At 71.6% G+C, this 26,060-nt stretch carries 23 protein-coding genes, 1 tRNA gene and 1 pseudogene; 11 read left to right on the forward strand and 14 right to left on the reverse strand.

Translation table 11 applies throughout. The features are described 5' to 3' along the window. Nucleotides 1-7 precede the first annotated feature (7 nt). The 3 genes from ACZ6JT_RS19210 to ACZ6JT_RS19220 all read right to left on the reverse strand — a co-directional run bounded on the left by ACZ6JT_RS19210 (nucleotide 8) and on the right by ACZ6JT_RS19220 (nucleotide 2,654). Nucleotides 8-667, reverse strand: a complete 660-nt coding sequence (locus tag ACZ6JT_RS19210; protein ID WP_469211211.1) for a response regulator — start codon at nucleotides 665-667, stop codon at nucleotides 8-10. 8 nt (nucleotides 668-675) lie between these two features. Continuing rightward, on the reverse strand, nucleotides 676-2,364 hold the full coding sequence (locus ACZ6JT_RS19215) for a sensor histidine kinase (RefSeq protein WP_469211213.1): 1,689 nt from the start codon (nucleotides 2,362-2,364) through the stop codon (nucleotides 676-678). 207 nt (nucleotides 2,365-2,571) lie between these two features. Further along, nucleotides 2,572-2,654 (reverse strand) — tRNA-Leu (locus ACZ6JT_RS19220). 293 nt (nucleotides 2,655-2,947) lie between these two features. Between ACZ6JT_RS19220 and ACZ6JT_RS19225 the strand changes: the two genes are divergently transcribed. The 6 genes from ACZ6JT_RS19225 (at nucleotide 2,948) to pknB (ending at nucleotide 11,042) form a co-directional block, all read left to right on the forward strand. Continuing rightward, on the forward strand, nucleotides 2,948-3,802 hold the full coding sequence (locus ACZ6JT_RS19225; protein ID WP_469211215.1) for an FhaA domain-containing protein: 855 nt from the start codon (nucleotides 2,948-2,950) through the stop codon (nucleotides 3,800-3,802). A gap of 10 nt (nucleotides 3,803-3,812) precedes the next feature. Beyond that, the gene (locus tag ACZ6JT_RS19230) at nucleotides 3,813-4,310 is read left to right on the forward strand and encodes an FHA domain-containing protein FhaB/FipA (protein WP_215014477.1); all 498 of its coding nucleotides are present in this window, start codon (nucleotides 3,813-3,815) and stop codon (nucleotides 4,308-4,310) included. Between the two features lie 138 nt (nucleotides 4,311-4,448). Further along, nucleotides 4,449-5,909 carry a PP2C family protein-serine/threonine phosphatase gene (locus ACZ6JT_RS19235; protein ID WP_469211217.1) on the forward strand — a complete coding sequence of 487 codons (1,461 nt, stop codon included), beginning with the start codon at nucleotides 4,449-4,451 and terminating at the stop codon, nucleotides 5,907-5,909. 34 nt (nucleotides 5,910-5,943) lie between these two features. After that, a complete protein-coding gene (locus tag ACZ6JT_RS19240; RefSeq protein ID WP_365467880.1) occupies nucleotides 5,944-7,368 on the forward strand; it encodes an FtsW/RodA/SpoVE family cell cycle protein in 1,425 nt (474 codons plus the stop codon). Next, the gene (locus ACZ6JT_RS19245) at nucleotides 7,365-8,831 is read left to right on the forward strand and encodes a peptidoglycan D,D-transpeptidase FtsI family protein (RefSeq protein ID WP_469211219.1); all 1,467 of its coding nucleotides are present in this window, start codon (nucleotides 7,365-7,367) and stop codon (nucleotides 8,829-8,831) included. Before ACZ6JT_RS19240 ends, ACZ6JT_RS19245 begins: the two co-directional genes overlap by 4 nt. 195 nt (nucleotides 8,832-9,026) lie before the next feature. Continuing rightward, nucleotides 9,027-11,042, forward strand: a complete 2,016-nt coding sequence (pknB, locus tag ACZ6JT_RS19250; RefSeq protein WP_469211221.1) for a Stk1 family PASTA domain-containing Ser/Thr kinase — start codon at nucleotides 9,027-9,029, stop codon at nucleotides 11,040-11,042. 213 nt (nucleotides 11,043-11,255) lie between these two features. Here the strand turns inward: pknB and ACZ6JT_RS19255 are convergent, their stop codons facing one another. From ACZ6JT_RS19255 to ACZ6JT_RS19280, 6 genes and pseudogenes are all read right to left on the reverse strand, one after another. Next, on the reverse strand, nucleotides 11,256-11,978 hold the full coding sequence (locus ACZ6JT_RS19255) for a class E sortase (RefSeq protein ID WP_469211223.1): 723 nt from the start codon (nucleotides 11,976-11,978) through the stop codon (nucleotides 11,256-11,258). A gap of 13 nt (nucleotides 11,979-11,991) precedes the next feature. Next, nucleotides 11,992-12,828 (reverse strand): annotated as a pseudogene (locus ACZ6JT_RS19260) (class E sortase); the annotation flags it as partial. After that, complete coding sequence (locus ACZ6JT_RS19265) at nucleotides 12,810-13,448, reverse strand: aminodeoxychorismate/anthranilate synthase component II (protein WP_030707619.1); 639 nt, start codon at nucleotides 13,446-13,448, stop codon at nucleotides 12,810-12,812. The pseudogene ACZ6JT_RS19260 and the gene ACZ6JT_RS19265, both read right to left, overlap by 19 nt. Next, the gene (locus ACZ6JT_RS19270) at nucleotides 13,445-13,621 is read right to left on the reverse strand and encodes a hypothetical protein (protein ID WP_030011120.1); all 177 of its coding nucleotides are present in this window, start codon (nucleotides 13,619-13,621) and stop codon (nucleotides 13,445-13,447) included. The genes ACZ6JT_RS19265 and ACZ6JT_RS19270 overlap by 4 nt, the downstream gene beginning before the upstream one ends. A gap of 89 nt (nucleotides 13,622-13,710) precedes the next feature. Beyond that, entirely contained in the window at nucleotides 13,711-14,487 is a 777-nt protein-coding gene (locus ACZ6JT_RS19275) for a class E sortase (protein ID WP_469211226.1), read from the reverse strand. After that, complete coding sequence (locus ACZ6JT_RS19280) at nucleotides 14,459-15,232, reverse strand: DUF881 domain-containing protein (RefSeq protein WP_365467895.1); 774 nt, start codon at nucleotides 15,230-15,232, stop codon at nucleotides 14,459-14,461. The genes ACZ6JT_RS19275 and ACZ6JT_RS19280 overlap by 29 nt, the downstream gene beginning before the upstream one ends. A 91-nt stretch (nucleotides 15,233-15,323) precedes the next feature. Here ACZ6JT_RS19280 and crgA point away from each other — a divergent pair, with 91 nt between their 5' ends. Next, nucleotides 15,324-15,578 carry a cell division protein CrgA gene (gene crgA, locus ACZ6JT_RS19285; protein WP_030383881.1) on the forward strand — a complete coding sequence of 85 codons (255 nt, stop codon included), beginning with the start codon at nucleotides 15,324-15,326 and terminating at the stop codon, nucleotides 15,576-15,578. A gap of 115 nt (nucleotides 15,579-15,693) precedes the next feature. On the opposite strand, the gene ACZ6JT_RS19290 is transcribed toward crgA, so the two are convergent. Further along, on the reverse strand, nucleotides 15,694-16,572 hold the full coding sequence (locus ACZ6JT_RS19290) for a rhomboid family intramembrane serine protease (protein ID WP_469211227.1): 879 nt from the start codon (nucleotides 16,570-16,572) through the stop codon (nucleotides 15,694-15,696). 111 nt (nucleotides 16,573-16,683) lie between these two features. Next, nucleotides 16,684-17,211 (reverse strand): peptidylprolyl isomerase, encoded by a 528-nt coding sequence (locus ACZ6JT_RS19295; RefSeq protein ID WP_469211576.1) that lies wholly within the window; start codon nucleotides 17,209-17,211, stop codon nucleotides 16,684-16,686. A 175-nt stretch (nucleotides 17,212-17,386) separates the two neighbouring features. Here ACZ6JT_RS19295 and ACZ6JT_RS19300 point away from each other — a divergent pair, with 175 nt between their 5' ends. After that, a complete protein-coding gene (locus ACZ6JT_RS19300) occupies nucleotides 17,387-18,079 on the forward strand; it encodes a DUF5324 family protein (RefSeq protein WP_469211228.1) in 693 nt (230 codons plus the stop codon). 70 nt (nucleotides 18,080-18,149) lie between these two features. Here ACZ6JT_RS19300 and ACZ6JT_RS19305 read toward each other — a convergent pair whose 3' ends face one another. After that, entirely contained in the window at nucleotides 18,150-18,704 is a 555-nt protein-coding gene (locus tag ACZ6JT_RS19305; protein ID WP_469211230.1) for a LysM peptidoglycan-binding domain-containing protein, read from the reverse strand. Nucleotides 18,705-18,894: 190 nt separating this feature from the next. Between ACZ6JT_RS19305 and ACZ6JT_RS19310 the strand changes: the two genes are divergently transcribed. Next, a complete protein-coding gene (locus tag ACZ6JT_RS19310; protein WP_469211232.1) occupies nucleotides 18,895-19,815 on the forward strand; it encodes an ATP-grasp domain-containing protein in 921 nt (306 codons plus the stop codon). Between the two features lie 85 nt (nucleotides 19,816-19,900). Then, the gene (locus ACZ6JT_RS19315; RefSeq protein WP_158754291.1) at nucleotides 19,901-20,065 is read left to right on the forward strand and encodes a hypothetical protein; all 165 of its coding nucleotides are present in this window, start codon (nucleotides 19,901-19,903) and stop codon (nucleotides 20,063-20,065) included. 73 nt (nucleotides 20,066-20,138) lie between these two features. Here ACZ6JT_RS19315 and ACZ6JT_RS19320 read toward each other — a convergent pair whose 3' ends face one another. After that, entirely contained in the window at nucleotides 20,139-23,360 is a 3,222-nt protein-coding gene (locus ACZ6JT_RS19320; RefSeq protein ID WP_469211233.1) for an AfsR/SARP family transcriptional regulator, read from the reverse strand. Nucleotides 23,361-23,536: 176 nt separating this feature from the next. Here ACZ6JT_RS19320 and ACZ6JT_RS19325 point away from each other — a divergent pair, with 176 nt between their 5' ends. Beyond that, nucleotides 23,537-24,979 carry an NB-ARC domain-containing protein gene (locus ACZ6JT_RS19325; RefSeq protein WP_469211236.1) on the forward strand — a complete coding sequence of 481 codons (1,443 nt, stop codon included), beginning with the start codon at nucleotides 23,537-23,539 and terminating at the stop codon, nucleotides 24,977-24,979. 66 nt (nucleotides 24,980-25,045) lie between these two features. Here the strand turns inward: ACZ6JT_RS19325 and ACZ6JT_RS19330 are convergent, their stop codons facing one another. Further along, a complete protein-coding gene (locus tag ACZ6JT_RS19330; RefSeq protein ID WP_469211238.1) occupies nucleotides 25,046-26,050 on the reverse strand; it encodes an MmcQ/YjbR family DNA-binding protein in 1,005 nt (334 codons plus the stop codon). Nucleotides 26,051-26,060: the final 10 nt, after the last annotated feature.

The following is a 26,060-nucleotide window of genomic DNA, read 5'->3' on the forward strand; positions in this document are numbered from 1 at the left end:
ACCGTATCTACAGCCCGGCGTCCCTGGCCAGCAGCGCGGCCTGGACCCGGTTCTCGCAGCCCAGCTTCGCCAGGATGCGGCTCACGTACGTCTTCACGGTCGCCTCGCTCATGTGCAACCGCCGGCCCGCTTCCGCGTTGGACAGCCCCTCGCCCAGCAACGCCAGCACCCCGCGCTCCCGCTCGCTCAGCTCCGCCACCCGGCGCCGGGCCTCCTCGCCGCGCGCGGCGGCCTTCCCCGACGCCAGCTGGTCCACGACGTGCCGGGTGGCCCCCGGCGAGAGGTACGCGTCCCCGGCCGCGGCGGCCCGGACGGCCCCGATCAGCTCGCCGGGCGCCGAGTCCTTCAGCAGGAACCCGGCGCCGCCCTGGCCCAGCGCCCGCAGCACGTTCTCCTTCTCGCCGAAGGTCGTCAGGATCAGTGCGCGCACCTCCGGCGCGACCCGCCGCAGTTCGGCCAGCGCCGTCAGCCCGTCCATCACCGGCATCTGGATGTCGAGCAGCATCACGGCGGGCGCGTGCGAGCGGGCCAGTTCCACCGCCTCCCGGCCGTTCGCGGCCTCCGCGACGACCTGGATGTCCGGCGCCGAGGTCAGGATCATCCTGATCCCGGCCCGGATCAGCGGCTCGTCGTCGGCGATCACCACGCGGATCACTTCGGCTGTCACCCGTGCTCCTACTGCTTGACCTCGTAGACCTGCTTGTCGACGAGCTTGCCGTCCTGGAAGCAGAACCGGAAAACCAGGTCCGTGTCCCAGCTCCCCGACGACTCCTCGGCCAGCAGGGCCAGGCACTCCGACCCCGGCGGCCTGGCCGGCCCCTTGCGGACCGCTCCCGCCGTCATGAAGCTCTCGCCGCTCGGCAGCCGGTCGCGGACGGACTGCTCCGACTCGCCCACGTGCACGGCGTCGTACTCGTCGCGGCCGATCATGGCGTCGCCCGCCGAGTCCACCAGCAGCACGACTCCGGCACCGAGCACGATCACCAGCAGCACCACCGCCGCGAAGGCGATCCCGCAGCCCACGGCGACGCCGCCGGTCCGGCTGCGCACCCGTACGGCCAGCTCCTTGTCCAGGGCCGCCCAGTCCATCGGCTGCTCCCCGGCCGGCGCGTGCGTCCGCGCGTGGGCCCGCTGCCCGAAGTCGTCGGCCACGTCCTCCACCCCCGCCGGCTCGGCGCCGTACGGGAGCACCCCGGCCACCCGGAACCCGCCGTCGTCGGTGGCGCCCGCGTGCACCATCCCGCCGACCAGCCGCGCCCGCTCGCGCAGCCCCGTCAGGCCCTGCCCGCCCGAGACGACCTCGGGGTCCACCGGACCGGCCGCCGGACCGTTGGCGATCTCCACCACCAGCGAGTCGTCCTCGTACCGCAGCTCGACGGCGATCGGCGCCCCCGGAGCGTGCTTGTACGCGTTCGTCAGGGCCTCCTGGACGATCCGGTACGCGGCGTGGTCGCACGCCGCGACCAGCGGCCTCGGCTGCCCCGAGGTGGTCAGCCGTACGTCGGTGCCCGAACCGCGCGCCGACTCCACGACCCCGGGGATCCCGGCCACGCCGCGCGCCGCCGGCTGGGCGTCCTCCACCGGCGCGGGCGCCTCCACGCCGTCGCGCAGGATGCCGACGACCTCGCGCAGTTCGTGCATCGCGGCCACCGAGGCCTGCCGCAGCACGCCCACGGCCTCGCGCTGACGGCCGGTGAGTTCCGGATCGACCTCCAGCGCCCCGGTGTGCACGGAGATCAGGGCCAGTTGGTGCCCCAGGCTGTCGTGCATGTCCTGGGCGATGCGCTGCCGCTCGCGCAGCCTCGCCTGCCCGGCGACCATGGCCCGCTCGCGCAGCAGCTGTCCGTTGCGCTCGTGGAGCGCCCGCAGCAGGGTGCGCCGCTGCGACCAGTACCGGCTGGCCAGACCCGGCATCACGATCATGGCCAGGAACATCAGCGTGGAGAACACGATCACCAGCACCGGCTGCATCTGCGCCGACTGGTCCGCGACGCTCGCGCCGACCGCCGCGACGAAGGCCAGCGCGAAGGCGGCCACCGCCCGGCCCACCCCGACGATCCGCCGTCCCGCCGACCAGGCCAGCAGCGGCGTGACGAAGAACGTCCCCGGCAGGAGGACGCCCACCGCCGAGGCGACCACGAGCGCGGTCCCCGGCAGCCGCCGGCGCATCAGGGTCAGCGCCACCACGACCACGGAGCCCACGAGCATCCGCGGACCGGAGCCGCCGCTGAGCTCGTCGACGCCCAGCCCGAGGACGGCCAGCACCCCGCCGACGGCCAGGTCCGTCACCAGCATCCGCCGGGTCCACGGCTGTGGCCCCCTCAGCCGGTCCCAGCCCGCCCGCGTCTTCGCCTTCACATCCACCCGCCCGACCCTAGACACCCCGCCCCCCGCCCGGCTGCCCTCTTTCGTCGCCCCCTCCCCGACGAAAGTCGAACGCGGGCGGCGACCTGGACGACGTGTCCTGGATCACCCCCGGCAGGGCGGCAGAAGCGACCGGGGGAAGGAGAAGTGACGGGGAAACACGAAACGGCCGCCACCGCTTTCGCAGTGACGACCGTCTCGTCGATGTGGGCGAGGGGGGATTTGAACCCCCACGTCCCGAAGGACACTGGCACCTGAAGCCAGCGCGTCTGCCGTTCCGCCACTCGCCCGAGCAGCGTCCCAGTGGTTCTTCCCTTTCGGGCCGTTCCCCTGGCGACGTCGAAACATTAGCACGGTGAACGGGGTGGTTTGCAATCGCTTTCCCGGGACACCCGCACCCCGCTGTGGACGGCCCCTCCCGCACTCCGCTCCCGGTGCGGGACACTGTTCCTGCGACGCCCCTACGATCCCTTGTGAGGACCAACACTCGTCCTCACAGGAGCGATGGGGAACCACTGGAATCCGCCACGCGTGGATACGATCAGTAAGCAGTACAGGGCGACAACGACGGAGGAGGTGCCCCATGGGAGTCCTGAAGCGGTTCGAGCAGCGACTCGAAGGTCTGGTGAACGGCACCTTCGCCAAGGTGTTCAAGTCCGAGGTCCAGCCGGTGGAGATCGCGGGAGCCCTCCAGCGGGAGTGCGACAACAACGCCACCATCTGGAACCGCGAGCGGACCGTCGTCCCCAACGACTTCATCGTCGAGCTCAGCGCCGGTGACTACGACCGCCTGAGCCCCTACTCCGGGCAGCTCGGCGACGAGCTCGCGGGCCTCGTCCGCGACTACGCCAAGCAGCAGCGCTACAGCTTCATGGGCCCCATCAAGGTCCACCTGGAGAAGGCCGACGACCTCGACACCGGGCTCTACCGGGTCCGCAGCCGCACCCTCGCCTCCAGCACCTCCCAGCCGCAGGCGGGGCCGGCCTCACCGCAGGGCGGCTACGGCTACCCGCCGGAGAACCAGCCGCAGGGCGGTTACGGCTATCCGCCGGTCGCCGCCCCGCCCATGCCCAGCGCACCGCCGCCCGGCGGCGCGGGCCCGCGCAGGCCCGCCCCCGGCGGACCCGGACCGGCCCCCGCGGCCGGCCCGGGCGGCCCCCGGCGGCACTGGATCGAGATCAACGGCACCCGCCACCAGATCTCGCGCCCCACGCTCGTACTCGGCCGAAGCACGGAAGCCGACGTGCGGATCGACGACCCCGGCGTATCCCGCCGGCACTGTGAGATCCGGACCGGAACGCCCTCGACGATCCAGGATCTCGGGTCCACCAACGGCATCGTGGTGGACGGGCAGCACACCACCCGCGCTACGCTCCGCGACGGCTCGCGGATCGTCGTGGGCAGCACCACCATCATTTACCGGCAAGCCGAAGGGTGAAGCGGGGGCAATGTCAGAGCTGACCCTGACGGTCATGCGGTTGGGTTTCCTAGCCGTTCTGTGGCTGTTCGTCATCGTGGCCGTCCAGGTCATCCGCAGCGATCTCTTCGGGACGAGAGTGACCCAGCGCGGCTCCCGCCGCGGTGGAGCCACGAGCGCCCCGCAGCAGGCGGGCCGCCAGGCCGCGCCTCCGCAGCAGCGCCAGCGCCGCGGTGCGCCCACTAAGCTCGTCGTGTCCGAGGGCACCCTCACGGGAACCACGGTGGCCCTCGCCGGCCAGACGATCACCCTGGGCCGCGCCCACGACTCCACGATCGTGCTGGACGACGACTACGCGTCCAGCCGCCATGCCAGGATCTATCCCGACCGTGACGGCCAGTGGATCGTCGAGGATCTCGGGTCCACCAACGGCACGTATCTCGACCGGACCCGGCTGACCACCCCGACGCCCATTCCACCGGGCGCACCGATCCGCATCGGCAAGACCGTCATCGAGCTGCGGAAGTAGTACGAGAATGAGCGAGCGGAGCGAGCGCGCGACGGCGATCCGTCCCACCGTGGACACGGACACGCGCGCGCTCCCGACCGGAGGGTGGGCAGTGTGGCTCGAGACCGGTTGTACCCGGAGCCGACCGGCGAGGTGCGCATGAGTCTGTCCCTGCGGTTCGCCGCCGGATCACACAAGGGCATGATCCGCGAGGGGAACGAGGACTCCGGCTACGCCGGCCCCCGTCTCCTCGCGATCGCCGACGGCATGGGAGGCCAGGCCGCCGGCGAGGTCGCGAGCTCCGAGGTGATCTCCACCCTCGTGCAGCTCGACGACGACGTCCCGGGCTCCGACATCCTCACCTCCCTCGCCACAGCCGTGCAGCGGGCCAACGACCAGCTGCGCGTCATGGTCGAGGAGGACCCCCAGCTCGAGGGCATGGGGACCACCCTGACCGCCCTGCTGTGGACCGGTCAGCGCCTCGGCCTCGTCCACGTCGGCGACTCCCGCGCCTACCTGCTCCGCGACGGCGTCCTCACCCAGATCACCCAGGACCACACCTGGGTGCAGCGCCTCGTCGACGAGGGCCGCATCACGGAAGAGGAAGCCACCACCCACCCGCAGCGCTCCCTGCTGATGCGCGCGCTGGGCAGCGGCGACATCGTCGAACCCGACCTCTCCATCCGTGAGGTCCGGGCCGGCGACCGCTACCTGATCTGCTCCGACGGGCTCTCCGGCGTCGTCTCCCACCAGACCCTGGAAGAGACCCTCGCCGACTACCACGGCCCCCGCGAGACCGTGCAGTCGCTGATCCAGCTGGCGCTGCGCGGCGGCGGACCCGACAACATCACCTGCATCGTCGCCGACGTGCTCGACACCGACAGCGGCGACACCCTCGCCGCCCAGGTCAGCGACACCCCGGTGGTCGTCGGCGCGGTCGCCGAGAACCAGCACCAGCTCTTCGACGGCGGCAACGCCATGCAGACGCCGGCCGGCCGGGCCTCGGGCCTCGGCCGCCAGGCCCCGCCCCCCGCCGGTGCCTTCGGCCCCCCCGGCAGCGGCGACGCCCCCGGCTACGGGTACTCCGAGCAGGGCAAGGGCGGCGGCGGTTACGGCAGCTTCGGCGAAGCCGACGGCTACGACGCCGACTCCGGCTACGAGGACGGGTACGGCCACCCCCGCAGGCGCCGCAGCAAAGGGCGCAAGTGGACCACCCGTACGCTGACCCTGCTCATCGTCGTCGGCGTCATCGGCGGCGGCCTGTACGCCGGCTGGCGCTGGACCCAGACCCAGTTCTACGTCGGCAAGAAGGGCGAGCACGTCGCGCTCTTCCGCGGCATCAGCCCGAAGCTCGGCCCGCTGGAGCTCTCCAAGGTGGAGACCGACCGCCCCGACATCGAACTGAAGTACCTGCCGCCCTTCAAGCGGAAGCTGGTCGAGGCCACCATCAGCGAAGGCAGCCTCGACGTCGCCAAGAGGAAGCTCGACGACCTCGGCGTCCAGGCATCCGCCTGCAAGAAGGACGAAGAGCGCCGCAATGCCGAGGCGCAGAACACTCCGGCACCCGGTCCCGGCCTGACTCCCGAGGAGCAGCAGCTGGTCGGGCTGTGCGGGAAGTAGCAGTCACACGCGGGCGCAGGGGGCCTGCCACACCATGAGCGTTGTCACCAACACGACCACCATCGGGGCCATCGAGCTGCCGAGCCGGCGGAACACCGAGCTCCTGCTGCTCGTCTTCGCCGTGGTCATCCCGATGTTCGCCTACGCCAACGTGGGTCTCGCGATCAACGGCAGCCTGCCGCCCGGCATGGTGCTCTACGGCCTCGGCCTCGGCTGCCTCGCCGGGATCGCGCACCTCGTCGTGCGCCGGTACGCCAAGTACGCCGACCCGCTGCTGCTGCCGCTGGCCACCCTCCTCAACGGGCTGGGCCTCGTCCTGATCTGGCGCCTGGACCAGTCCGAGCGCCTGCAGAACCTGGCGAAGCGGTCCTTCGGCACCTTCTCGCCGTCGGCGCCGCGGCAGATGATGTACACGGCGGTGGCCATCGCCCTGTTCGCCGCCGTGCTGCTGGTCCTCAAGGACCACCGCGTCCTGCAGCGGTTCACGTACATCTCCATGGCCGGCGCCCTGGTCCTGCTGATCCTGCCGGTCATCCCGGGCCTCGGGGCCGACGTCTTCGGCGCCAAGATCTGGATCAGCGTCGGCGGCTTCTCCATCCAGCCCGGTGAGTTCGCGAAGATCGTCATCGCGATCTTCTTCGCCGGTTACCTCATGGTGAAGCGCGACGCGCTCGCGCTGGCCAGCCGCCGCTTCATGGGGCTCTACCTGCCGCGCGGCCGCGACCTCGGCCCGATCCTGATGATCTGGGCGATGAGCCTGCTCGTCCTCGTCTTCGAGAACGACCTCGGCACCTCGCTGCTCTTCTTCGGCATGTTCGTGATCATGCTGTACGTGGCCACCGAGCGCACCAGCTGGATCGTCATCGGCCTGCTGATGTCGGTCGGCGGCGCCACCGTCGTCGGGGCCACCGCCAGCCACGTCAAGGCCCGCGTCACCGCCTGGCTCGACCCCTTCGCCTGCTACTCCACCTCCGGCGCCTGCGAGCAGGTCGGCCAGTCGATCATGAGCTTCGGCTCGGGCGGCGTCCTCGGCACCGGATGGGGCCAGGGCAACTCCGACCTCATCGGCTTCGCCGCCAACTCCGACTTCATCTTCTCCACCGTCGGCGAAGAGCTCGGGCTCGCCGGTGTGATGGCCTTCCTCCTGATCTACGGCCTGATCATCGAGCGGGGCGTCCGCACCGCCCTCGCCGCCCGCGACCCCTTCGGCAAGCTGTTCGCCATCGGCCTCTCCGGCGCCTTCGCGCTCCAGATCTTCGTGGTCGCCGGCGGCGTCATGGGGCTCATCCCCCTCACCGGCATGACGATGCCCTTCCTCGCGTCCGGCGGTTCCTCCGTCCTCGCGAACTGGATCCTCATCGCCGTCCTCATCCGGATCAGCGACACCGCCCGCCGACCGGCACCGGCCCCCGCCCCGTCCCCCGACTCCGAGATGACCCAGGTGGTCCGCCCGTCATGAACAAGCCCCTGCGCCGCATCTCGCTGTTCTGCGGGCTGCTCGTCCTCGCCCTGCTGATCCGTACGAACTGGCTGCAGTACGTCCAGGCCGAGGAACTCAGCACGCGCAAGGAGAACCGCCGGGTCCAGATCGCCCAGTACGCGACGGAGCGCGGCAACATCATCGTCCGGGGCGAGCCGATCACCGGCTCCGCGGTCACCGACGGCAGCGACTACAAGTTCAAGCGGACCTACAAGGACGGCGCGCTGTGGTCGCCCGTCACCGGGTACGCCTCGCAGGCCTTCGGCTCCACCCAGCTCGAATCGCTGGAAGACGGCATCCTCACCGGCAACGACGACCGGCTGTTCTTCGACCGCACCATCGGCATGTTCACCGGGGAGAAGAAGCAGGGCGGCAACGTCGTCACCACGCTCAACCCCGACGCGCAGCGGGCCGCCTTCAAGGAGCTCGGCGACAAGAAGGGCGCGGTCGCCGCCATCGACCCGCGCACCGGCGCCATCCTCGCCCTGGTCTCCACCCCCTCGTACGACCCCTCCAGCTTCGCGGGCAACTCCAAGGCCGACGAGAAGGCCTGGGTCGAGCTGAAGGACAGCGAGGACAAGAAGCTCGTCAACCGCGCCCTGCGCGAGACCTACCCGCCGGGCTCCACCTTCAAGGTGGTCACCGCGGCCGCGGCCCTGGAGCACGGCGTCGTCAAGAACATCGACGACCCGACGGACACCCCCGAGCCGTACATCCTGCCCGGCACGCAGACCAAGCTGCCCAACTCGCACACCGGTTGTGAGAAGGCCAGCCTCAACGAGGCCCTGCGCATCTCCTGCAACTCCGTCTTCGCGAACATGGGCGACAAGGTCACCCGCGACAAGATGGTGGAGACCGCGGAGAAGTTCGGCTTCAACAACGACAAGATCGACATCCCGGTCCGCGCCTTCGCCAGCATCTACGACAAGAAGATGGGCAAGGACGGCAACGCCCAGAGCGCCATCGGCCAGTTCAACACGGCGGCCACCCCGCTGCAGATGGCCATGGTCACCGCCGCCATCGCCAACGACGGCAAGCTGATGAAGCCGTACATGGTCGACCAGCTCACGGCCCCCAACCTGGACATCATCGAGAAGCACGAGCCGCAGGAGATGAGCCGGCCCCTCTCCGCCGCCAACGCGCAGAAGGTCCAGGAGATGATGGTCAACGTCGTCGAGAAGGGCACCGGCACCAACGCCAAGATCAAGGACGTGAAGGTCGGCGGCAAGACCGGTACGGCGCAGCACGGCGAGGGCAACAAGAAGCGCCCCTACGCCTGGTTCATCTCCTACGCCGAGACCGCGGACGGCACCTCGCCCGTCGCCGTCGCCGTGGTGATCGAGGACAGCGAGGGCACCGCCCGTGACGACATCAGCGGTGGCGGTCTCGCCGCCCCCGTCGCCCAGGCGGTCATGAAGGCAGTGCTCAGCAGCCAGGGGTGACCAAGCAATGACGGGCCGGAGCGGAGTGACGCACCTCACTGAATTCCGCCCGGATCCGAGCGTACGGTACCGGTCCAGTATCAGCCTGTGGCCACGAACCGATCACGGACGATCGGCCGGTAGCCTTTGCGCGAACAGCACACCGCCGGACCACACACAGGTGCGGTCGGGACTGACGGAGAGGGCTGCAACGTTATGGAAGAGCCGCGTCGCCTCGGCGGCCGGTACGAGCTGAGCCACGTGCTCGGCCGTGGTGGCATGGCCGAGGTCTACCTCGCCCACGACACCCGGCTCGGCCGTACCGTCGCCGTCAAGACCCTGCGCGCCGACCTCGCCCGCGACCCGTCCTTCCAGGCCCGGTTCCGGCGCGAGGCCCAGTCGGCCGCGTCGCTGAACCACCCCGCGATCGTCGCCGTCTACGACACCGGCGAGGACTACGTCGACAACATCTCCATCCCGTACATCGTGATGGAGTACGTCGACGGCTCCACCCTGCGCGAGCTGCTGCACTCGGGCCGCAAACTGCTGCCCGAACGCACCCTGGAGATGTGCATCGGCATCCTCCAGGCCCTGGAGTACTCGCACCGGGCCGGCATCGTGCACCGCGACATCAAGCCCGCCAACGTGATGCTGACGCGCACGGGCCAGGTCAAGGTCATGGACTTCGGCATCGCCCGCGCCATGGGCGACTCCGGCATGACCATGACGCAGACGGCCGCCGTCATCGGCACCGCCCAGTACCTCTCCCCGGAGCAGGCCAAGGGCGAGCAGGTCGACGCGCGCTCCGACCTCTACTCCGCCGGCTGCCTGCTCTACGAACTCCTGTGCGTGCGGCCCCCGTTCGTCGGTGACTCCCCCGTGGCCGTCGCCTACCAGCACGTACGGGAAGAGCCGCAGCCCCCGTCGAACTTCGACCCCGAGATCACGCCCGAGATGGACGCCATCGTCCTCAAGGCCCTGGTCAAGGACCCCGATTACCGCTACCAGTCGGCCGACGAGATGCGCGCCGACATCGAGGCCTGCCTCGACGGCCAGCCCGTCGCCGCCACCGCCTCCATGGGCGCGGCCGGCTACGGCTACCCCGACCAGGGCCACGGATACGGGCAGCCCGGCTACGACCAGCCCACCACCGCCCTGCGCGCCACCGAAGGCGGCCAGACCGCGATGATGGCGCCGATGCCCCCGGGCGACGGCGGCTACGGATACGGCGACCAGGGCCACGGCGGCTACGACCAGGGCCCGAACCGCCGCCAGCAGAAGAAGAGCAAGGCCTCCACGGTCCTGCTCGTGCTGGCCGGCGTCCTCGTCCTCGTCGGCGCGATCCTCATCGGCCGCTCCCTCTTCAGCGACACGGCCGACAACCGGCCCGCCGTGCCCAAGCTCATCGGCCAGACCTTCGAACAGGCGCAGCGCAGCGGCACCAACGTCGGCCTCACCGTCGTCAAGGGCGGCGACGCGCCCTGCGAGAACCAGCCCAAGGGCAACGTCTGCACGCAGGACCCGGCGGCCGACACCAAGGTCAAGGACGGTTCCACGGTCACGGTGACGGTCTCCTCGGGCGCGCCCAAGGTGCAGGTCCCCATCGTCACGAGGATCACCTTCGAGGAGGCCGAGAAGACCCTGAAGGACAGGGGCTTCCAGGTCGAGCGCAAGAACGAGGAGTCCGACCAGACCCCCGGCCTCGTGATCGACCAGGACCCGAAGGGCGGCGAGGCGGAGAAGAACTCCGTCATCAAGCTGACGGTCGCCAAGGAGCCCGCCAAGGCCGTGGTGCCCGAGCTCAAGGGCAAGACCAAGGACGACGCGGAGAAGGCGCTCAAGGACGTCAAGCTGAAGCTCGGCAGCGTGACGGAGAGCGAGCAGCCCGGAGCCGCGCCGGGGACGGTGGTCTTCCAGCAGTTCGCGGCGGGGCAGCAGCTCGAGGTGGGCAAGACGGTGAACATCACCATCGTCAAGGCCTCGACGGCGACCGTGGTGCCGAACTTCGCCGGCCGGACGCTGGGCCAGTACAAGGACGATCTGCAGCGCGCGAACCTGCGGATCGGCATCGTCGCCGGCCCGACGGACGACAACGCGATCGTGGTGAACACCAGCCCGCCGCCCGGCACCCCGCTCACCTCGGGCCAGCCCGTCAACGTGGCCACCGCCCAGGGCCAGCAGGACGGCGGCGGCATCATCTCCGGGCTGACCGGCGGTGGCGGCCGCAGGTAGCCCGCAAGCCCGGCACGAAGGGCCCGGCCCTCCTCCCTGTCGACGGGAGGAGGGCCGGGCCTTTTCCGTACCCGTCTTCGGCACTTCCGCTGCGCGGCCGTCTGCGCCCCGCCCGGGACCGCCCGGGGCTCGGGTGGCCCCGGGGGGCCGTGGGGGCTCAGGGGGCGCCACAGGAGCCCGTGGGAGGCCCGTGGGGGCCCGTGGGGGCCTTCCTCAGCGCAGCTCCGCCGGCAGCGTCCGCTTCGCGTCCACCTTCTCCGTGCGGACCAGCTCGCCCCACACGACGTACCGGTACTTCGAGGTGTAGACCGGCGTGCAGGTGGTGAGCGTGATGTACCGGCCCGGAGCCGTCCTGCCCGAGTCCTTGGGGACCGGGTTGATCACGTCGGTGTGGTACTTCGACGTCTGGCGCAGCTCCGCGAAGACCTTGTAGACGTACCAGGTGTCCCGGGTCTCGAAGACGATCGCGTCGCCGCTGCGCACCTTGTCGATGTTGTGGAACTTCGCCCCGTGTCCGTCGCGGTGCGCGGCGAGCGAGAAGTTCCCCTTCTCGTCCCACGGCAGCGCCGACTTCACCGGCTCCGTGTAGTACCCGGCCACGCCGTCGTCAAGGACGTCCGGCGCCGTGCCCGCCTTGACGAGCACCTCGCCGTTCTTCATGGCCGGCACGTGCAGGAAGCCGACGCCGTCCCGGGTGTCCAGCGCCCCCGGCTCCGCGGGCCCGGCGGGTGTCTGCCACTGCTGGCGGACCTCGTCGCCCCTCGCGGAGGCCTGCCGGTCCGCGAGAACGTTCGTCCACCACAGGGAGTAGGCCACGAACAGGCCCAGCACCAGGCCCACCGTGATCAGGACCTCGCCCAGCAGGCTCAGGAAACCGGCGAGCACACTGCGGTTGCCGGCGGGCGGGGCCGCGGCGCGGCGGCGGGCTCGAGACACTGCTTGTTCGTCCTTAACTGGTCAGCGCGGGCGGCGGACCCTGGCTGCGGGGCCGTTCCTCGGTCATCCTGCCCCATACGATCATCCGGTAGGTGCTGGTGAACTCCGGGGTGCACGTGGTCAGCGTGATGTACCGGCCCGGGGAGGTGAATCCCGATCCCTCCGGCACCGGCTTGATCACCGCCACGTTCGTGGGCGGGGTCTGCGCGAGCGACGAGGTCATCTCGTACGTGTAGTACGCGTCCCGGGTCTCGACGACGACGGGATCCCCGGGCACCAGCCGGTTGATGTAGCGGAAGGGCTCGCCGTGGGTGTTGCGGTGGCCGGCCACCGCGAAGTTGCCCTGCTCGTCCGAGGGCATCGCCGTCTTCAGCGCGCCCTCGCCGTAGTGCCCGACCATGCCCCGGTCCAGCACCTTGGGCTTGCTGATGCCCTCCGCCACCGGGACCTTCACGTCGAGCTTCGGGATGTGGAGGATCGCGAAGCCCTGGCCGGGCTCGAAGGCCGTCACCGGCGGCGCGGCGGCGCCGTCGCCCGGCGGGTGCTCCCAGGTCTGGCGCAGCGAGCCGGCGGCGCCGTTCGCCGCCCGCTCCGCCACGACGTTCGTGTACCAGAGCTGGTAGGCGACGAACAGCAGCATCACCAGCCCCACCGTGATGAACAGCTCTCCGCCCAGCCGGCTCGCGATGACCACCGGGCCGCCCGACGCCGGCCGCCTGCGCCGCCGTCCGCCCCGTCTCCGGGTGTGTCTGGCGGCCCGTTTCGCGGCCTCCTGAGCTGCCCTGCGTCGCGCGGCCCGGCCCTCCGTGGGCGCGGACGGCGCGACCGTCGTCACGCGACGGCCTTGCCCACCACCGGGGCCAGCCCCACCGACCGCTCCACGGCACCCGCGTCACCGCACCGCACCAGCCAGTTCGCGAGCATCCGGTGGCCCCACTCGGTCAGTACGGACTCGGGGTGGAACTGCACGCCCTCGACGTCGTGCTCCCGGTGGCGCAGGCCCATGATGATCCCGTCCTCGGTGCGCGCCGTGACCTCCAGCGCGTCGGGCAGGGTGCCGGGCTCGGCGGCGAGGGAGTGGTAGCGGGTCGCGGTGAACGGCGAGGGCAGTCCCTCGAAGACGCCCAGCCCCTCGTGGATCACGGGCGAGGTCTTGCCGTGCAGCAGCTCGGGCGCCCGGCCGACGACGCCGCCGTAGGCGACGGCCATCGACTGCATGCCCAGGCACACGCCGAAAACGGGAACGGCCGTCCGCGCGCAGTGCCGGACCATGTCGATGCAGACGCCCGCTTCCTCGGGGGTGCCCGGCCCGGGGGACAGCAGGACCCCGTCGAAACCGTCCTGCGCGTGCGCGAGCTCGACCTCGTCGTTGCGCAGCACCTCGCATTCGGCGCCGAGCTGGTAGAGGTACTGGACCAGGTTGAAGACAAAGCTGTCGTAGTTGTCGACAACCAGAATGCGCGCGCTCACGGAGTGGCTCCCGATCCCTCGTCCACCGTCACATCGTTGAACGGCAGGAGCGGCTCGGCCCACGGGAAGACGTACTGGAACAGCACGAAGACGACCGCGAGGACCAGTACGAGTGAGATCAGCGCGCGGACCCACGCGTTGCCCGGCAGGTGCCGCCAGATCCAGCCGTACATGCCGCCTGTTTCCTTTTCGTCCACATTCGTTCAACGCACCGCGGGGGCGGTACGCGAACAGACTAAAGGCAGCGGCCCCACGGGGTGGGTCACCCGGACAAACCCTCCGGCCGGCCCTGCCGCACGGCGCGGGTCCCGGTCAGTTCCGCCCAGACGACCAGCCGGTGGCTGTGGCCCCACTCCGGATCGCAGGTCGTCAGGGTCAGGTACCGGCCGGGCGTGGTGAAGGGCGACCTCTCCGGGACGGGGGCGACCACCCCGACCTGGGTCGGCAGCGTGCGCAGGGGCCCGCCCCGCACGGTGTACGTGTACCAGGTGCTCTCGTCCTTGAGGATCACCTCGTCCCCCGCGCGCAGTTCCGGGAAGTCCTTGAAGGGATCCCCGTAGGTGCGGCGGTGGCCGGCCACGGAGAAGTTCCCGGTGGCGCCGAGGCGGGCGGTGCCGGCGTAGTGGCCGAGGCCCTTCTTGAGCAGCTCCGCGTCCGTGCCCTCCAGGACGGGCTTGACCCAGTCCGGGCCGAAGCGCGGGACGTACATCTCGGCGAAGGCCCGGCCGGCGGCGTAGGGGGGCGGTTCGGCGGGTCCGGCCGGCTCGGCGGGGGCCGCCGGCGCCGCGGACGGCGAGGACGGCGGCGCGGACTGCGGCGCGGCCGCCGGTTCCGCCGCCGCCCAGCGGTCGCGCAGCCCGGCCCGCTCCCCGTCCATGGCCCGGTCGGCCTTGACGCCGGTCCACAGCAGGACGTAGGCGACGAAGAGCACGATCAGCGTGCCCGCCGTCAGGCACACCTCGCTGAACGTACGTACCACCAGGCGCAGTACGACGTCGCGACGGGCCCGCTCACGGGGTGGGAGCCACCGGCTTCGCATAGTGGAGGTCCACTGTGCCGGAGTAGCCCGGAAGTGTCAGCGCCTTGTGCTCGTCCACTTTCCAGCCGAGCCCGTACGCGTTCACGTACAGCTGGTAGTTCTGCAGCGCCGGCGAGGCGGCCAGGGCCTTCTTCAGCGCGTTCGGGTCGCCGACCGCCGAGATCTTGTACGGGGGCGAGTAGACGCGGCCCTGGAGGATCAGGGTGTTGCCCACGCAGCGCACCGCGCTGGTCGAGATGAGCCGCTGGTCCATGACCTGGATGCCCTGGGCGCCGCCCTGCCAGAGGGCGTTCACCACGGCCTGCAGGTCCTGCTGGTGGATCACCAGGTCGTTGGGCTGGGGCTCGGGCACGTTGGGGATGCGGGCGGTGGCGTTCGGCGGGGCGTCGTTGAGGGTGACCGTCAGGCCCTTGCCGGACAGCTCCTCGGTGCCCGAGGCCGCGCGCAGGGCGGCCAGCTTCGCGTCCTCGGCCTTGGTGCTGCCGTCGTCGCGGTCGGCGAGGGCGTCCACCCGGCGGCGGGCCACGCCGGTGCTCTGCTCCAGCTCCGCGTTGTCCTGGCTGCGCTCCTTGATGAGGTCCGACAGCTTCAGGAGCGATGCGTCCGTCCGGATGTTCGTACCCTTGGAGGTGTTGAAACTGGTGACGAAGAGCAGCCCGGCGAGGGCGAAGACGGCGGCCGTCAGCAGCCGGACCGGCCTGGCCCGGCGACGGGGACCCGCGGAGGAGTCGTCTGAATTGCTCAACGTACCCTTCTCCTTCAACGCCACAGGTCCACTACGCTAACGGACGCCCGGGGCAGGCAAGGTCCCCAGCGCATCGACAGGAGAGCCCCTCGTGCCGAAGTCACGTATCCGCAAGAAGGACGACTACACGCCGCCGCCCACGCGGCAGCCGCAGAGCATCCGGCTGACGAACCGCAGCTGGGTCGCCCCGGTCATGCTGGCGTTCTTCCTGATCGGACTCGCGTGGATCGTCGTCTTCTACGTGACCGAGACCCAGCTGCCGATCGAGGCGCTGGGCAATTGGAACATCGTGGTCGGGTTCGGCTTCATCGCCGCGGGCTTCGGTGTCTCCACGCAGTGGAAGTAGCACCTCTCGACCTCTGACGGAAGCTCTCCCCATGAGTTATCCACAGCGTCATCCACACCTGAGGAAAAGACAGAAGATCTGTGGATAACTCTGTGGAGAGTTGACGCCGGTGTGATCAGGTGAGTTCCGCCGTGCGGGCCAGGATCACCGCCGCGACCAGCAGGAACACCACCGCACAGGTGCCCCACTGGACGAGTGCGCGGGTCCTGCCCGCGGTGGGCATGAGCATGCCCACGCCCGCCAGCGCACCGGTGACGAGGCCGCCCACATGGGCCTGCCAGGACACGCTGAGCGCACCGCCGAGCGGCACGAAGGTCAGCACCAGCATCAGCACGACCATGACGATCACCGGCCGCATCTCGTACCGCAGCCGCTTCGCCAGCACGACGGTGGCGCCGAGCAGGCCGAAGACGGCGCCCGAGGCGCCGAGGGTCGGGACGTACGGCTCGCTCAGGAGATAGACGAGCGCGCTGCCGCCCAGACCCGAGAGCAGGTACACCGCGAGATAGCGGACCCGGCCCAGCGCCGCCTCCAGCGGGCCGCCGATCACCCACAAGGCGATCATGTTGCCGATGATGTGCCACCACTGGACGTGCAGGAACGCCGAGGTCAGCAGTCGGTAGTACTCGCCCGTGGCGACCCCGTGGACCGGGCCGCCGGGATACTCCCGGTACCGGCCGCCGATCAGCTCCAGCCGGACGGCGAGCGACGGGTCGAAGAGCACCACGAGGAACAGCAGTACGTTGATCCCGATGAGGATCCTGGTGACGAGGTGGGGGTCGGAGGCGACCACCCCGCCCGCGACGGTCCGCGGCGCGTTGGCGGTCGGCCGGTGCCCGGTACCCGAACCCTCGCGGACGCACTCGGGGCACTGGAAGCCGACCGAGGCGCTGATCATGCACTCGGGGCAGATGGGGCGCTCGCACCGGGTGCAGCTGATCCCCGTGTCGCGGTCCGGGTGCCGGTAGCAGCCCGGCAGACGGTCGGTGTCCATCGCTTCCCTCGATCAGCGGCGAGGCAGGGTGCGCCCCGCCGGTCCGGTGTGCCCCATCACTTCATACGCATGCAGGACGGACGGGCGGGGCGGAAAGGTTCCCGGGGGCCGTCAGCGCTTCTCGACGGCCACGGACTTGATGATCACATCGTCCAGGGGGCGCTCGGTGCGCGGGTTGGTGGCGCTGCCGGCGATGGCGTCCACGACCTTCCGGCTGGCCGGGTCGGTGACCTCGCCGAAGATGGTGTGCTTGCGCGTCAGCCAGGCGGTGGGCGCCACGGTGATGAAGAACTGCGAGCCGTTGGTGCCCGGGCCCGCGTTGGCCATGGCGAGCAGGTAGGGCTTGGTGAAGGCCAGGTCGGGGTGGAACTCGTCGGCGAACTGGTAGCCGGGGCCGCCGGTGCCGTTGCCGAGCGGGTCGCCGCCCTGGATCATGAAGCCGCTGATGACACGGTGGAAGACGGTGCCGTCGTACAGCGGGTCGGTGGTCTTCTGGCCGTCGGTGGGACGGGTCCACTCCCGGGCGCCGGTGGCGAGCTCCACGAAGTTCCGGACGGTCTTCGGAGCGAAGTTCTCCAGCAGCTCGATCTCGATGTCGCCGTGGGTCGTCTTCAGGGTGGCGTAGAGCTTCTCGGCCACGGATCTGCCTTCCATAGTCATCACTGTCGGTCCAGATGGTCGCACGGAGCGCTCCGCAGCACTGAAATCCTCCACCCGTATGCCCTGTCACGCATGCCTATCGGCGACAGGAGAGGCATGATCCGACAAAGGGTGGAAAGGTGAACTGTGTCCGCCACCGAGGAGGAGGATCCCCGTGACCCGCAAGGACAGCGTGCGCCTGGCAGCCGAGAGCGCCAGGGAGAGTTTCCTGCACGCGGCGGAAGTGGTGGCACCGTACGCGGAATCCGCCAGGGACGCCGCGGTGCACTACGCCCAAGAGGCCAACGAACTGCTCGCGCCCAAGGTGTCGTACGCGGCCGACGCGGCCGCCCGGCAGGCGCGTACGACCTACGACAGCCATCTGCATCCCCGGCTCAAGGCGGCGCGCGCACACGTGCCGCCGAACGTGGACCGGGTTGCGACCAAGGCGGTGCACCAGACCCGCGTCGCCGCGCGGCAGGCCGCCGACTACACCCAGCCGCGGTGGGAGAGCGCGGTCGCCGCCGCCACGCCGGTGGCCGAGGAGGCCGCCTCGCGGTCGGTGGCGGCCTTCGCGGCGCTGCGCGGCCAGATCTCGGCCAAGGAAGTGCAGAAGCTGGTGCGGCGCCACGAGCGGCGGGAGCGCTGCAAGGGCCTGCTCAAGGGTGCCGTCGTGGTCGGCGTGCTGGCCGGCGCCGCCTACGCCGCGTGGAGGTGGTGGGACCAGCAGTCGAACCCGGACTGGCTCGTCGAGCCGCCGGCCGCCACCGAGCTGTCGACGCAGGACGCCGCACCGGCGAGCTTCGACGACGAACTCGCGGCCAAGGAAAGCGAGTCCGGTTCGGCTGCGGATGACACGCAGCGCTGAGCGCGCGCCCACGCGGAAGGGGCCCGGATCCAGTCGGATCCGGGCCCCTTCCGCGTGTCCGCGTGGGGGCTCAGCCGGGGAGGGTGAGGACCGTGCCCGGGCGGATCAGGTCGGGATTCGAGCCGACGACACCCTTGTTCATCGCGTAGAGCTCCCGCCAGCGGGCCTCGTTGCCCAGCTCGCGGCGGGCGATGGCGGGGAGCGAGTCGCCGGGCTTGACGGTGTACGTGCGCTTCTTCGCGGTGGCCCCCGGCTTGGGCATGGGTGCCGCGGGCACGGCCTTGTGCGCGGCCGAAGCGGGGGAGGGGGTGTGCGCGGCGCCCGCCGGCGCGGCGGGCGCCGGACCGGGCTTCGGCATCGCGGCGGGCTTGGGAGGGGCCGGCACGGCCTTGTGCGCGGCGGACGTGGGGCTCGGGGTCGCGGGGGCGGGCGTGGGCTTGCGCTTGGGCGGTGCGGCGGCCGCCATCCGCTCGGCGGCGGCCCTGGTGGCCGCGGCGGCGTCGGCGGCCGAGCTCGCGGGAGGTGTCGCCCGCGCGGCCGACTGCTGCTCCACCTGCCCCTTCGCCTTCTCGGCGGCCTCGTGTTCCTTCTTCTTGTCGGACTTCAGGAAGTCGAAGAGTCCCATGTGCGTACGCCTCCGGCGTGATGGTGCCCCCCTGGGCTCGTGCCTTCCCCCACTGTCGGACACGGGGCGTCGGGCGGCCCTGCGACGGGGCCATCCGGGGGACCTCCGGCGGTGCGCCGACGGGGGCCCGCGCACCGGGAACGGGGCGGGAAGGGACCGGGAACGCGCGGCGCCAGCATCGTGGGACACGATGGAGGAGAATTCTGTGATCATCAACCAGTCCGCGGAACGGGTCGTGCTGGTCAGGCCCGGACCAGGGCTCGTAAGCGCCGCGGTCGTGGCGGGCCTGGACGTCTGGGTGGTGTCGGACACCGGGCCGTGTCCGGTCCAGACAGGGCCTCCCGCCGGGCTGCCCCCGCAGCGACTCCTCCGGGTGGACTTCGACGACACGGCCGCGCTGCGCGCCCTGGTGGCGGACACGGTCGTCGAACACGGCATCGGGCACGTCCTGTACCTCGCGAGCGATCTCGAGAAGGGTCTCGGCCGCGGGACGGCGGCCGCCGCCGAGGAAGTGCTGCGGGACCTCTCCGCGTGCCGGCAGACCCCGTCGGGGCGGCTGCCGGACGTGGTGACGATCCGGCGCATCCTCAACGAGAGCCGGACCTCGGCCGTACGCGCCGAGGAGGCGGGGTCCGTCGCCGAGGCGCGCTCGCTGGCGGAGGACTTCCCGCTGCCGGTGGTCATCAAGTCGGCCGACAAGGCCGGCTGTTGGTGGACGGTCCCGGTGCACGACCGGCCCGCCCTGGACCGGTGGGCCGAACAGGCCGTCACCGCGCGGCATTCGGCCCCCTATCTCGTCGAAGAGCTCTTGACGGGAGCCAAGTTCCGTGTGGAGACCCTGACGGTCGACGGAATGCACCTCGTCGCCGACATCGCCCCCGAGGGGAACGCCGTACCGCTGCACGAGACGGAGCAGGCCGGGATCCGCGCGACGGTACGGGCCCTGCTGGATCTCGCCGGTTACGAATCGGGCACCACGCGGACGGACGTGCTGGTCAGCGCGCGGGGATCGAGGATCGCGGCGGCCACCGAACCGGACCGGGAACAGGCCGGTAACGGCCGTTCCCGGGCCGCGGCCGGGAACGGTATCGAGAGGGGAACGGACCGGTAAGGGCCTCGGCCAGTCTGTGTCTTGTCGAGAGCGGCCACCGCACCACACGGGAGCCGCACCGGTACACAACCTGGGGGTTCAACACATGCGCAGCAAGCTGGCCGGACTGATCGGGATCTTCGCGGCGACCCTCGTGATCGGCGTCGGTGTGACGGTCCAGTCCGCGGACGCCGGTCAGCCCTCCGGGTACGAGGTCCTCGCGGACGACAAGGGCCCCGGCGCCCCCTCCCCGGGCCCCACCACCCGCTGAACAGCCGCTTCCCGCGCACCACGCGGATGTGCCCCGCACCGGATTCCGGTGCGGGGCACATCCGTGTGCCGGGTCAGTACGTCCGGCGGTGCTCCGGCAGACCCATGAACTCGAATAACTCCTCGGCGGCCGCACGGTGTCCGGCCGCCTCCGGTGAGCGGCCGAGCGCCTCCGCCGCACGGGCGAGGCCGACCAGGGCGGACGCCTCCTCGGCCCGGAAGTTCATCGGGGCCGCGATCTTGTGGGCGTGGGCGTGCAGGTCCAGCGCCTCCTCGTACTCCCCCCACGTCATGTGGAGCCGTCCGAGGACGTTCTCGACCTTGGCGAGCCGGATCGGGGCGCCGCTCGCACGGCCGAGGAACAGGGCCCGCTCGGCGAAGGAGCGGGCCTGCGTGCCGTCCCCCCGCTCCTGCGCCACCTGGGCGGACACGGCGAGCACCAGGGCGACGTCACCCGGCGACCTGGTCTCGTCGCACAGGTCTCGGGCACGCTTGAGGGTCTCGTGCGCGTCCGTGTAGTCGCCGATGCCCACCTGGGCGAAGGCCAGATCGGCCAGGGCCACGATCTCGTTGCTGCGGTAGCCGAGGTCGCGGCCGATCCCGATCGCCCGGCGGGCGGCCTGGGCCGCCTCCGGGTAGCGGCCCCACCGCTCGTACAGCGTGCTGAGGGTGGTGAGGTTCTCGGCCTCCGCGCGCGGGTTGCCCAGCTCCCTGGACATGGCGAGGGAGCGCTCGAGGAGGGGCAGCGCCTCCCCGTACCTGCCGAGCATCGACAGCAGCAGCCCGATGGTCGATTCGCTGTGCGCCTCGGTGTGCCGGTCCCCGGCGCGCACCGCGGTGTCGCGCGCCTCCCTGGCCACCTCCAGCCCTTCCTCGAAGCGGCCGAGCTTCCAGCAGGCCGCGCCCAGATTGGCGAGGCTGATGCCGAGGAGCGCCGGATCGTCGAGCCGGCGCGCGGCGGCGACCGCGAGGTGGCCGACGCTCCAGAACTCGTCGAGCTGTCCGCGCGCGTGCAGGTGGAAGCCCACGTTGCGGCTCAGGCAGGCCGCGTACCGGTCGTGGCCGGTCCGCTCGGCGAGGGACACGGCCGCCAGCAGCCCGGCCTGTTCCCGGTCGAACCAGCTCACAGCCTGCTCGGCCAGCGTGAAGGCCGGCCGTTCGCCCTGGTAGGGCGGGATGCCAGTGGGCCGGCGCTCGCGGCCGGGGAACAGCACCTCGCAGGCCGCGTTGGAGGTCGTCAGGTAGTAGCCGAGCAGCCGCTCGACGGCCGCCGCGTCGTCCTGCGCCGTCGCCGGTCCCCGCAGGCTCTGCGCGAAGCTGCGCACCAGGTCGTGAAAGGTGTAGAGACCGATGTCGGGCTGCTGCACCAGATGGACGTCGAGCAGGAACTCCAGGGCGTCCTCGGCGTCCCGGACGGCCGTGCCGAGCAGGGCCGCCGCCGAGTACACGTCGGTTCCCGCACACGGGTACAGGCTCAGGATGCGGAACGCCGTGCGGTACTCCTCGTCCATCGCCAGGTACGACAGGCGCAGGGTCGCCGCGACGCTGCGCTCGCCCGAACTCAGCTCGTCCATCCGGCGTTTCTCGTCGCGCAGCCGCTCGACCAGATAACGCACCGTCCAGCGCGGCCTGTTGCGCAGCCGCGCGGTCGCGATCCGCAGGGCCAGCGGCAGGTGTCCGCACAGCTCGGCCAGTTCGGCGGAGGCCTCCGGCTCGGCGGCCACGCGGGTCGTGCCGAGCGTCTCGGTCATCAGGCTGGTGCTGTCCTCGGGCTCCATCATCCCGATCGACACCCACTCGACGCCGTCGAGGTCCAGCAGCCGCCCCCGGCTGGTGATCAGGACCAGACAGCCGGGCGAGGCCGGCAGCAGTGGCCGGATCTGCGCGGCGTCGACCGCGTTGTCGAACAGCAGCAGCATCCGCCGGCCGTCCAGCTTCGAGCGCCACAGGGCCGTGCGGCCCTCCAGGTCCTCGGGGATCCGGTCGCCCGGGGTGCCGACGGTCCGCAGCAGGCTGTCGAGCGCGCTGGCCGGTGACACGGGCTGGCCGCCCGGGGTGAATCCGTGCAGGTCGATGTGGAGCTGCCCGTCGGGGTACCCCCCGGCCAGCCGGTGCGCGGCGCGGACGGCCAGGGTGGTCTTGCCCATGCCGCCCATGCCGTCGATGGCCACGATCCGGGAGTACCGCTCGGCGCCCCGGCCCTCGTCCTGTACGTAGTCGAAGAGCTCGGCCAGTTCCTTGGCGCGGCCGGTGAAGTCCGGCAGGTCGTACGGCAGGGTGCACGGGGCGTCGGCCGGCCCGGCCGTCCCCGCCGGCGCCCCCGGCTCCGCGGGAACCGGCTCCGGTGACCCGGCCGCCGCGGGTTCGGCGGCCGGTCGTACGGGAACGGCCGGCTCGGGCGCCTGCGCTACGGGAGCCGCCCGCTCGGCCGGTTCCGGACGTACGGTCGGGGCCGGTACGGGCGTCACCGGTACGGGCTGCGGGCGCTCGGGCGCGGCCAGTTCGGGGCTGTCCCGCAGGATCGCCTCGTACAGCCGGGAAAGCCTCGGTCCCGGATCGATCCCGAGCTCGTCGACGAGGAGCTCGCGGACCTCCCCGAACTCCTTGAGCGCCTCGGCCTGCCGGCCCGAGCGGTACAGGGCGAGCATCAACTGGCCGCGCAGCGTCTCCCGCAGCGGATGCTGGGTGATCAGCGCGCGTAGCCCTGAGATGAGCTCGCCGCTCTCGCCCAGCGCCAGGCACAGCTCGAAGCGCTGCTCGGCAGCGGCCAGCCGGCGCTCCTCCAGTGCCGTCGCCGCGGCCTCGATCACCGGCCCGCCCGCGCCGGACAGCACCGATCCCCGCCACAGCGCGAGAGCGGCCCGCAGGTACTCGGCTGCCTCGGACTGCCGGCCCTCCCGCACGGCCTGGCCCGCCACCCTGGTCAGTGCGTCGAACTCCAGGAGGTCGAGCTGGTCGTCCGCCACCACCACGCGGTATCCGGGCCCGTCGGTCGCGATCACCGCGTTGCCGGCCGGTATGCGCCGCCGCAGATCGGCGACGGCCTTGCGGACCTGGTGCGCCGCGGTCACCGGCGGGTCCTTCTCCCAGGTCGCCTCGACCAGTCGGGCGACGGGCACCACCCGGCCGGCCTCGAGAAGGAGCATGCACAGGACCCGTTCCTGAATCGCTCCCCCCAGCCTCAGCCGTACTTCTCCGTCCCACCCCTCAAGCGATCCGAGCACGTGAAACCGCGGTCTTCCCCCCACGGGATCCGCGCTCCGTCTCTCCCCGGACTCCGCATCCGCCCCCGGCATCTGCTATCCACCCCCCAAGAACACGACCCCTGGCCAGGTCATGTCACCGGGATCATAGGGGTTCCCCCTAGCACCCGGTAAGCATCCGGTAGCAGATCAGGAAGGGCGACACAGACAGTTCATGGGCAGGCCGGAGGAGCTGGCAGCACACAGAACGAGTGCCAAAGGAGCAAGGTGTGGGAAGACTGGAGCGACCACTGGCCCCCGATGCCGGACCAGTCACCGCGTTCGCCCGGGAGTTGCGCAGGCTGCGGACCGCGGCCGGCAGTCCCGGTTACCGCGACATGGCCACCCGGGCCATGTTCTCCGCCTCGGTGCTCTCCGACGCGGCCGCCGGATACCGCCTCCCGACCCTTCAGGTGGCCCTCGCCTTCGCGGAGGCCTGCGGCGGGGACCGCGCCACCTGGGAGCGCCGCTGGCACGAGGCGGCGCGCGCCGACGGCGACGAGGGCGCGGCCCGCCCGGCGGCCAAGGCCGTGCAACAGCACCAGGAGAACGAGCTGCGGGCCGCCGACGTGCGCGCCGTCCTGCCGCCGCCCGCCCAACTGCCGATGGAGGCTCGTCCCCTGGTGGGACGGTTCGAACTGCTGCAGCGGGCCCGCGCGCTGACGGCCCCCACCTACGGCGAGCAGCGTCCGGCGGGACCGCTGCTGATCAGCGGTCAGGTCGGGGTGGGCAAGTCGGCCTTCGCCCTTCGGCTCGCCCACGAACTGGCGCCCGGCCTGCCGGACGGACAGCTCTACGCGAACCTGGACCCGGCCGCCGACGGACGCAAGGACGCGGCGGGAATCGCGGGCGGCTTCCTGGAAGCGCTCGGCATCCCCGCCGACCGCATCCCGAACGATCCGGGGCAGCGCATCGGCCTGTACCGCTCGCTGCTCCACCGGCGCCGCCTGCTCGTGGTGCTGGACGGTGTGCAGCACGAGCGGCAGGTACGCGAACTGCTCACCGCGGCCCCCGAGAGCCGCATCGTCATCACCAGCCGCTCAAGGCTGCTGGGACTCGACGGAATTGGCCGAATCCGGCTGCCCGCCCTGGACCGTGACGAGTCCATGGAGCTGCTCGCCGGGCTCATCGGCGCGGACCGGGTCGGCACCGAGCCGCGCGCCTGCCTGCGCCTGGCCGACGCGTGCGGGGACCTGCCGCTCGCGCTGAACCTGGCCGGCCGGCGCATCGCGGCCCGGCCCGAGTGGATGCTTCAGGACTCCGTGGCCGAGCTGCTCGGCGACGGACGGCCGGAATCCGGCCGTTTCCCGGGCCGGCTGCAGGTCGGCGACGACAGCCTGGGCAGCCGGCTGGACAGCGCCTACCGGCTGCTGACCCCGTGGGCCCGCCTGATGCTGCGCCAGTTCGCCGTCTCCGAGAACCCGCCCTCCGTCGACAACGTGGTGTACGAGTCCACGGACGCGCTCGCCGTCCTGGTCGAGCGCTCCGCCCAACCGGTGGAGGACCTCCTCGAACGCCTCCTCGACGCGGGCCTGGTCGAACACTCCGATCTGCCGGGGCAGTACGGGCTGACGCCGATGGCCAGGGCGTTCGCACTGGCCCAGCCCGACCCGACGGAGGAGGAGCAGGTGCCCGTGGCGCGCTCCGAGGTGCTCGCGCGGGTCTCCCGCTAGTCCGCGGCCGCCCGCCGCCGACGCGCCCCGCGGCTCCCGCCGCGGGGCGCGTCGGCGTGTCGTCCCTCAGGCCTCGGAGCGCCCCGGGTCCGGCCGGCCCGCCGCGTGGGTGATGGTGAGGTAGAGGTGTTCGTCGAGGACCTTGGCGAGGGAGATCCCGGCCCGGCCGATGTCGGCGCACAGGGTCCGCTCGTCCGCGCCGCCGCCTTCCGCGAGCGCCGCCCGCGCCCAGGCCCGGCCGGTCTCCAGGTGGCGGGCGAAGGCGGCCCCGTCCCGTACGCCGTAGAGCCGGTCGGCGATGGCCGCGTCCCACGGCATGACCGCATCGGGACGCAGGGCGTACAGCGCCTTGGACGCGGCGGTCGGGCCGAGGCTGCGGCGGCCGATCGGCAGCGCGGCCAGTTCCTCGTAGGCCCGCGCGAAGCGGGAGATGTCGCGGGGGGTGAGCCGGGACAGCGGCGCGTCCGGCAGGGGGTGGCGCTCCCACCAGGCGGCGAGCCCCGCGCCGAACAGGTCGGGTTCCCCCTCCCGCGGGTAGCGGATCCGGCAGCCCCAGGAGTTCAGCCAGCGGTGCAGGGCGGTGCGGTGGGCGGCGACGGAGAGGTCGAGACCGGGCGCGGTCTCCTCGCGCAGCGCCAGCCAGCTCCGGTCCACCCCCGCGAAGCCGTTGAACACCGCGGCCGAGGCCCGCAGTTCGGCCAGGGTGGGGGCGGGCGGGGGCGGCGGCGCGGCCGGGGCCAGGTGTGCGCGCGCCACCTTGGCCGGCACCACCATCCGCCAGGCCTCGGTGACCAGTTCCGTCAGCTCCTCCAGGTCCAGGGCCGCCATCCTGGCCTCGACCCAGTTGAAGCGCAGGTCGGACTCACGGGGCATGAGGAACTTCGCCGGTTCGGCCGCGACGAGCGCCGCCCGCTCCTCCTTGGGGAAGGCGAAGCCCAGCTCCGTCTCGTCCCGGGAGAGCGCCAGGTAGACGATCTGCCCGATCCGGAACTTCACGCGGTCCCGGACCAGGTGCTCCTCGGTCCTCGGCAGGCTGAGCGCGAGCCCGCGCACGTCGTCCGTCGTGACCACCGTTTCCTCC

It is taken from the genome of Streptomyces sp. NPDC046308 (genome assembly GCF_055588065.1).

What these genes read in the sequence shown, in the direction of transcription:
- ACZ6JT_RS19225 (WP_469211215.1), top strand. Translation starts at nt 2,948, where the DNA reads ATGGGAGTCCTGAAGCGGTTCGAGCAGCGACTCGAAGGTCTGGTGAAC.
- ACZ6JT_RS19230 (WP_215014477.1), top strand. Translation starts at nt 3,813, where the DNA reads ATGTCAGAGCTGACCCTGACGGTCATGCGGTTGGGTTTCCTAGCCGTT.
- ACZ6JT_RS19235 (WP_469211217.1), top strand. Translation starts at nt 4,449, where the DNA reads ATGAGTCTGTCCCTGCGGTTCGCCGCCGGATCACACAAGGGCATGATC.
- ACZ6JT_RS19240 (WP_365467880.1), top strand. Translation starts at nt 5,944, where the DNA reads ATGAGCGTTGTCACCAACACGACCACCATCGGGGCCATCGAGCTGCCG.
- ACZ6JT_RS19245 (WP_469211219.1), top strand. Translation starts at nt 7,365, where the DNA reads ATGAACAAGCCCCTGCGCCGCATCTCGCTGTTCTGCGGGCTGCTCGTC.
- pknB (WP_469211221.1), top strand. Translation starts at nt 9,027, where the DNA reads ATGGAAGAGCCGCGTCGCCTCGGCGGCCGGTACGAGCTGAGCCACGTG.
- ACZ6JT_RS19270 (WP_030011120.1), bottom strand. Translation starts at nt 13,621, where the DNA reads ATGTACGGCTGGATCTGGCGGCACCTGCCGGGCAACGCGTGGGTCCGC.
- ACZ6JT_RS19275 (WP_469211226.1), bottom strand. Translation starts at nt 14,487, where the DNA reads ATGCGAAGCCGGTGGCTCCCACCCCGTGAGCGGGCCCGTCGCGACGTC.
- ACZ6JT_RS19290 (WP_469211227.1), bottom strand. Translation starts at nt 16,572, where the DNA reads ATGGACACCGACCGTCTGCCGGGCTGCTACCGGCACCCGGACCGCGAC.
- ACZ6JT_RS19305 (WP_469211230.1), bottom strand. Translation starts at nt 18,704, where the DNA reads ATGGGACTCTTCGACTTCCTGAAGTCCGACAAGAAGAAGGAACACGAG.
- ACZ6JT_RS19310 (WP_469211232.1), top strand. Translation starts at nt 18,895, where the DNA reads ATGGAGGAGAATTCTGTGATCATCAACCAGTCCGCGGAACGGGTCGTG.
- ACZ6JT_RS19315 (WP_158754291.1), top strand. Translation starts at nt 19,901, where the DNA reads ATGCGCAGCAAGCTGGCCGGACTGATCGGGATCTTCGCGGCGACCCTC.
- ACZ6JT_RS19320 (WP_469211233.1), bottom strand. Translation starts at nt 23,360, where the DNA reads ATGCCGGGGGCGGATGCGGAGTCCGGGGAGAGACGGAGCGCGGATCCC.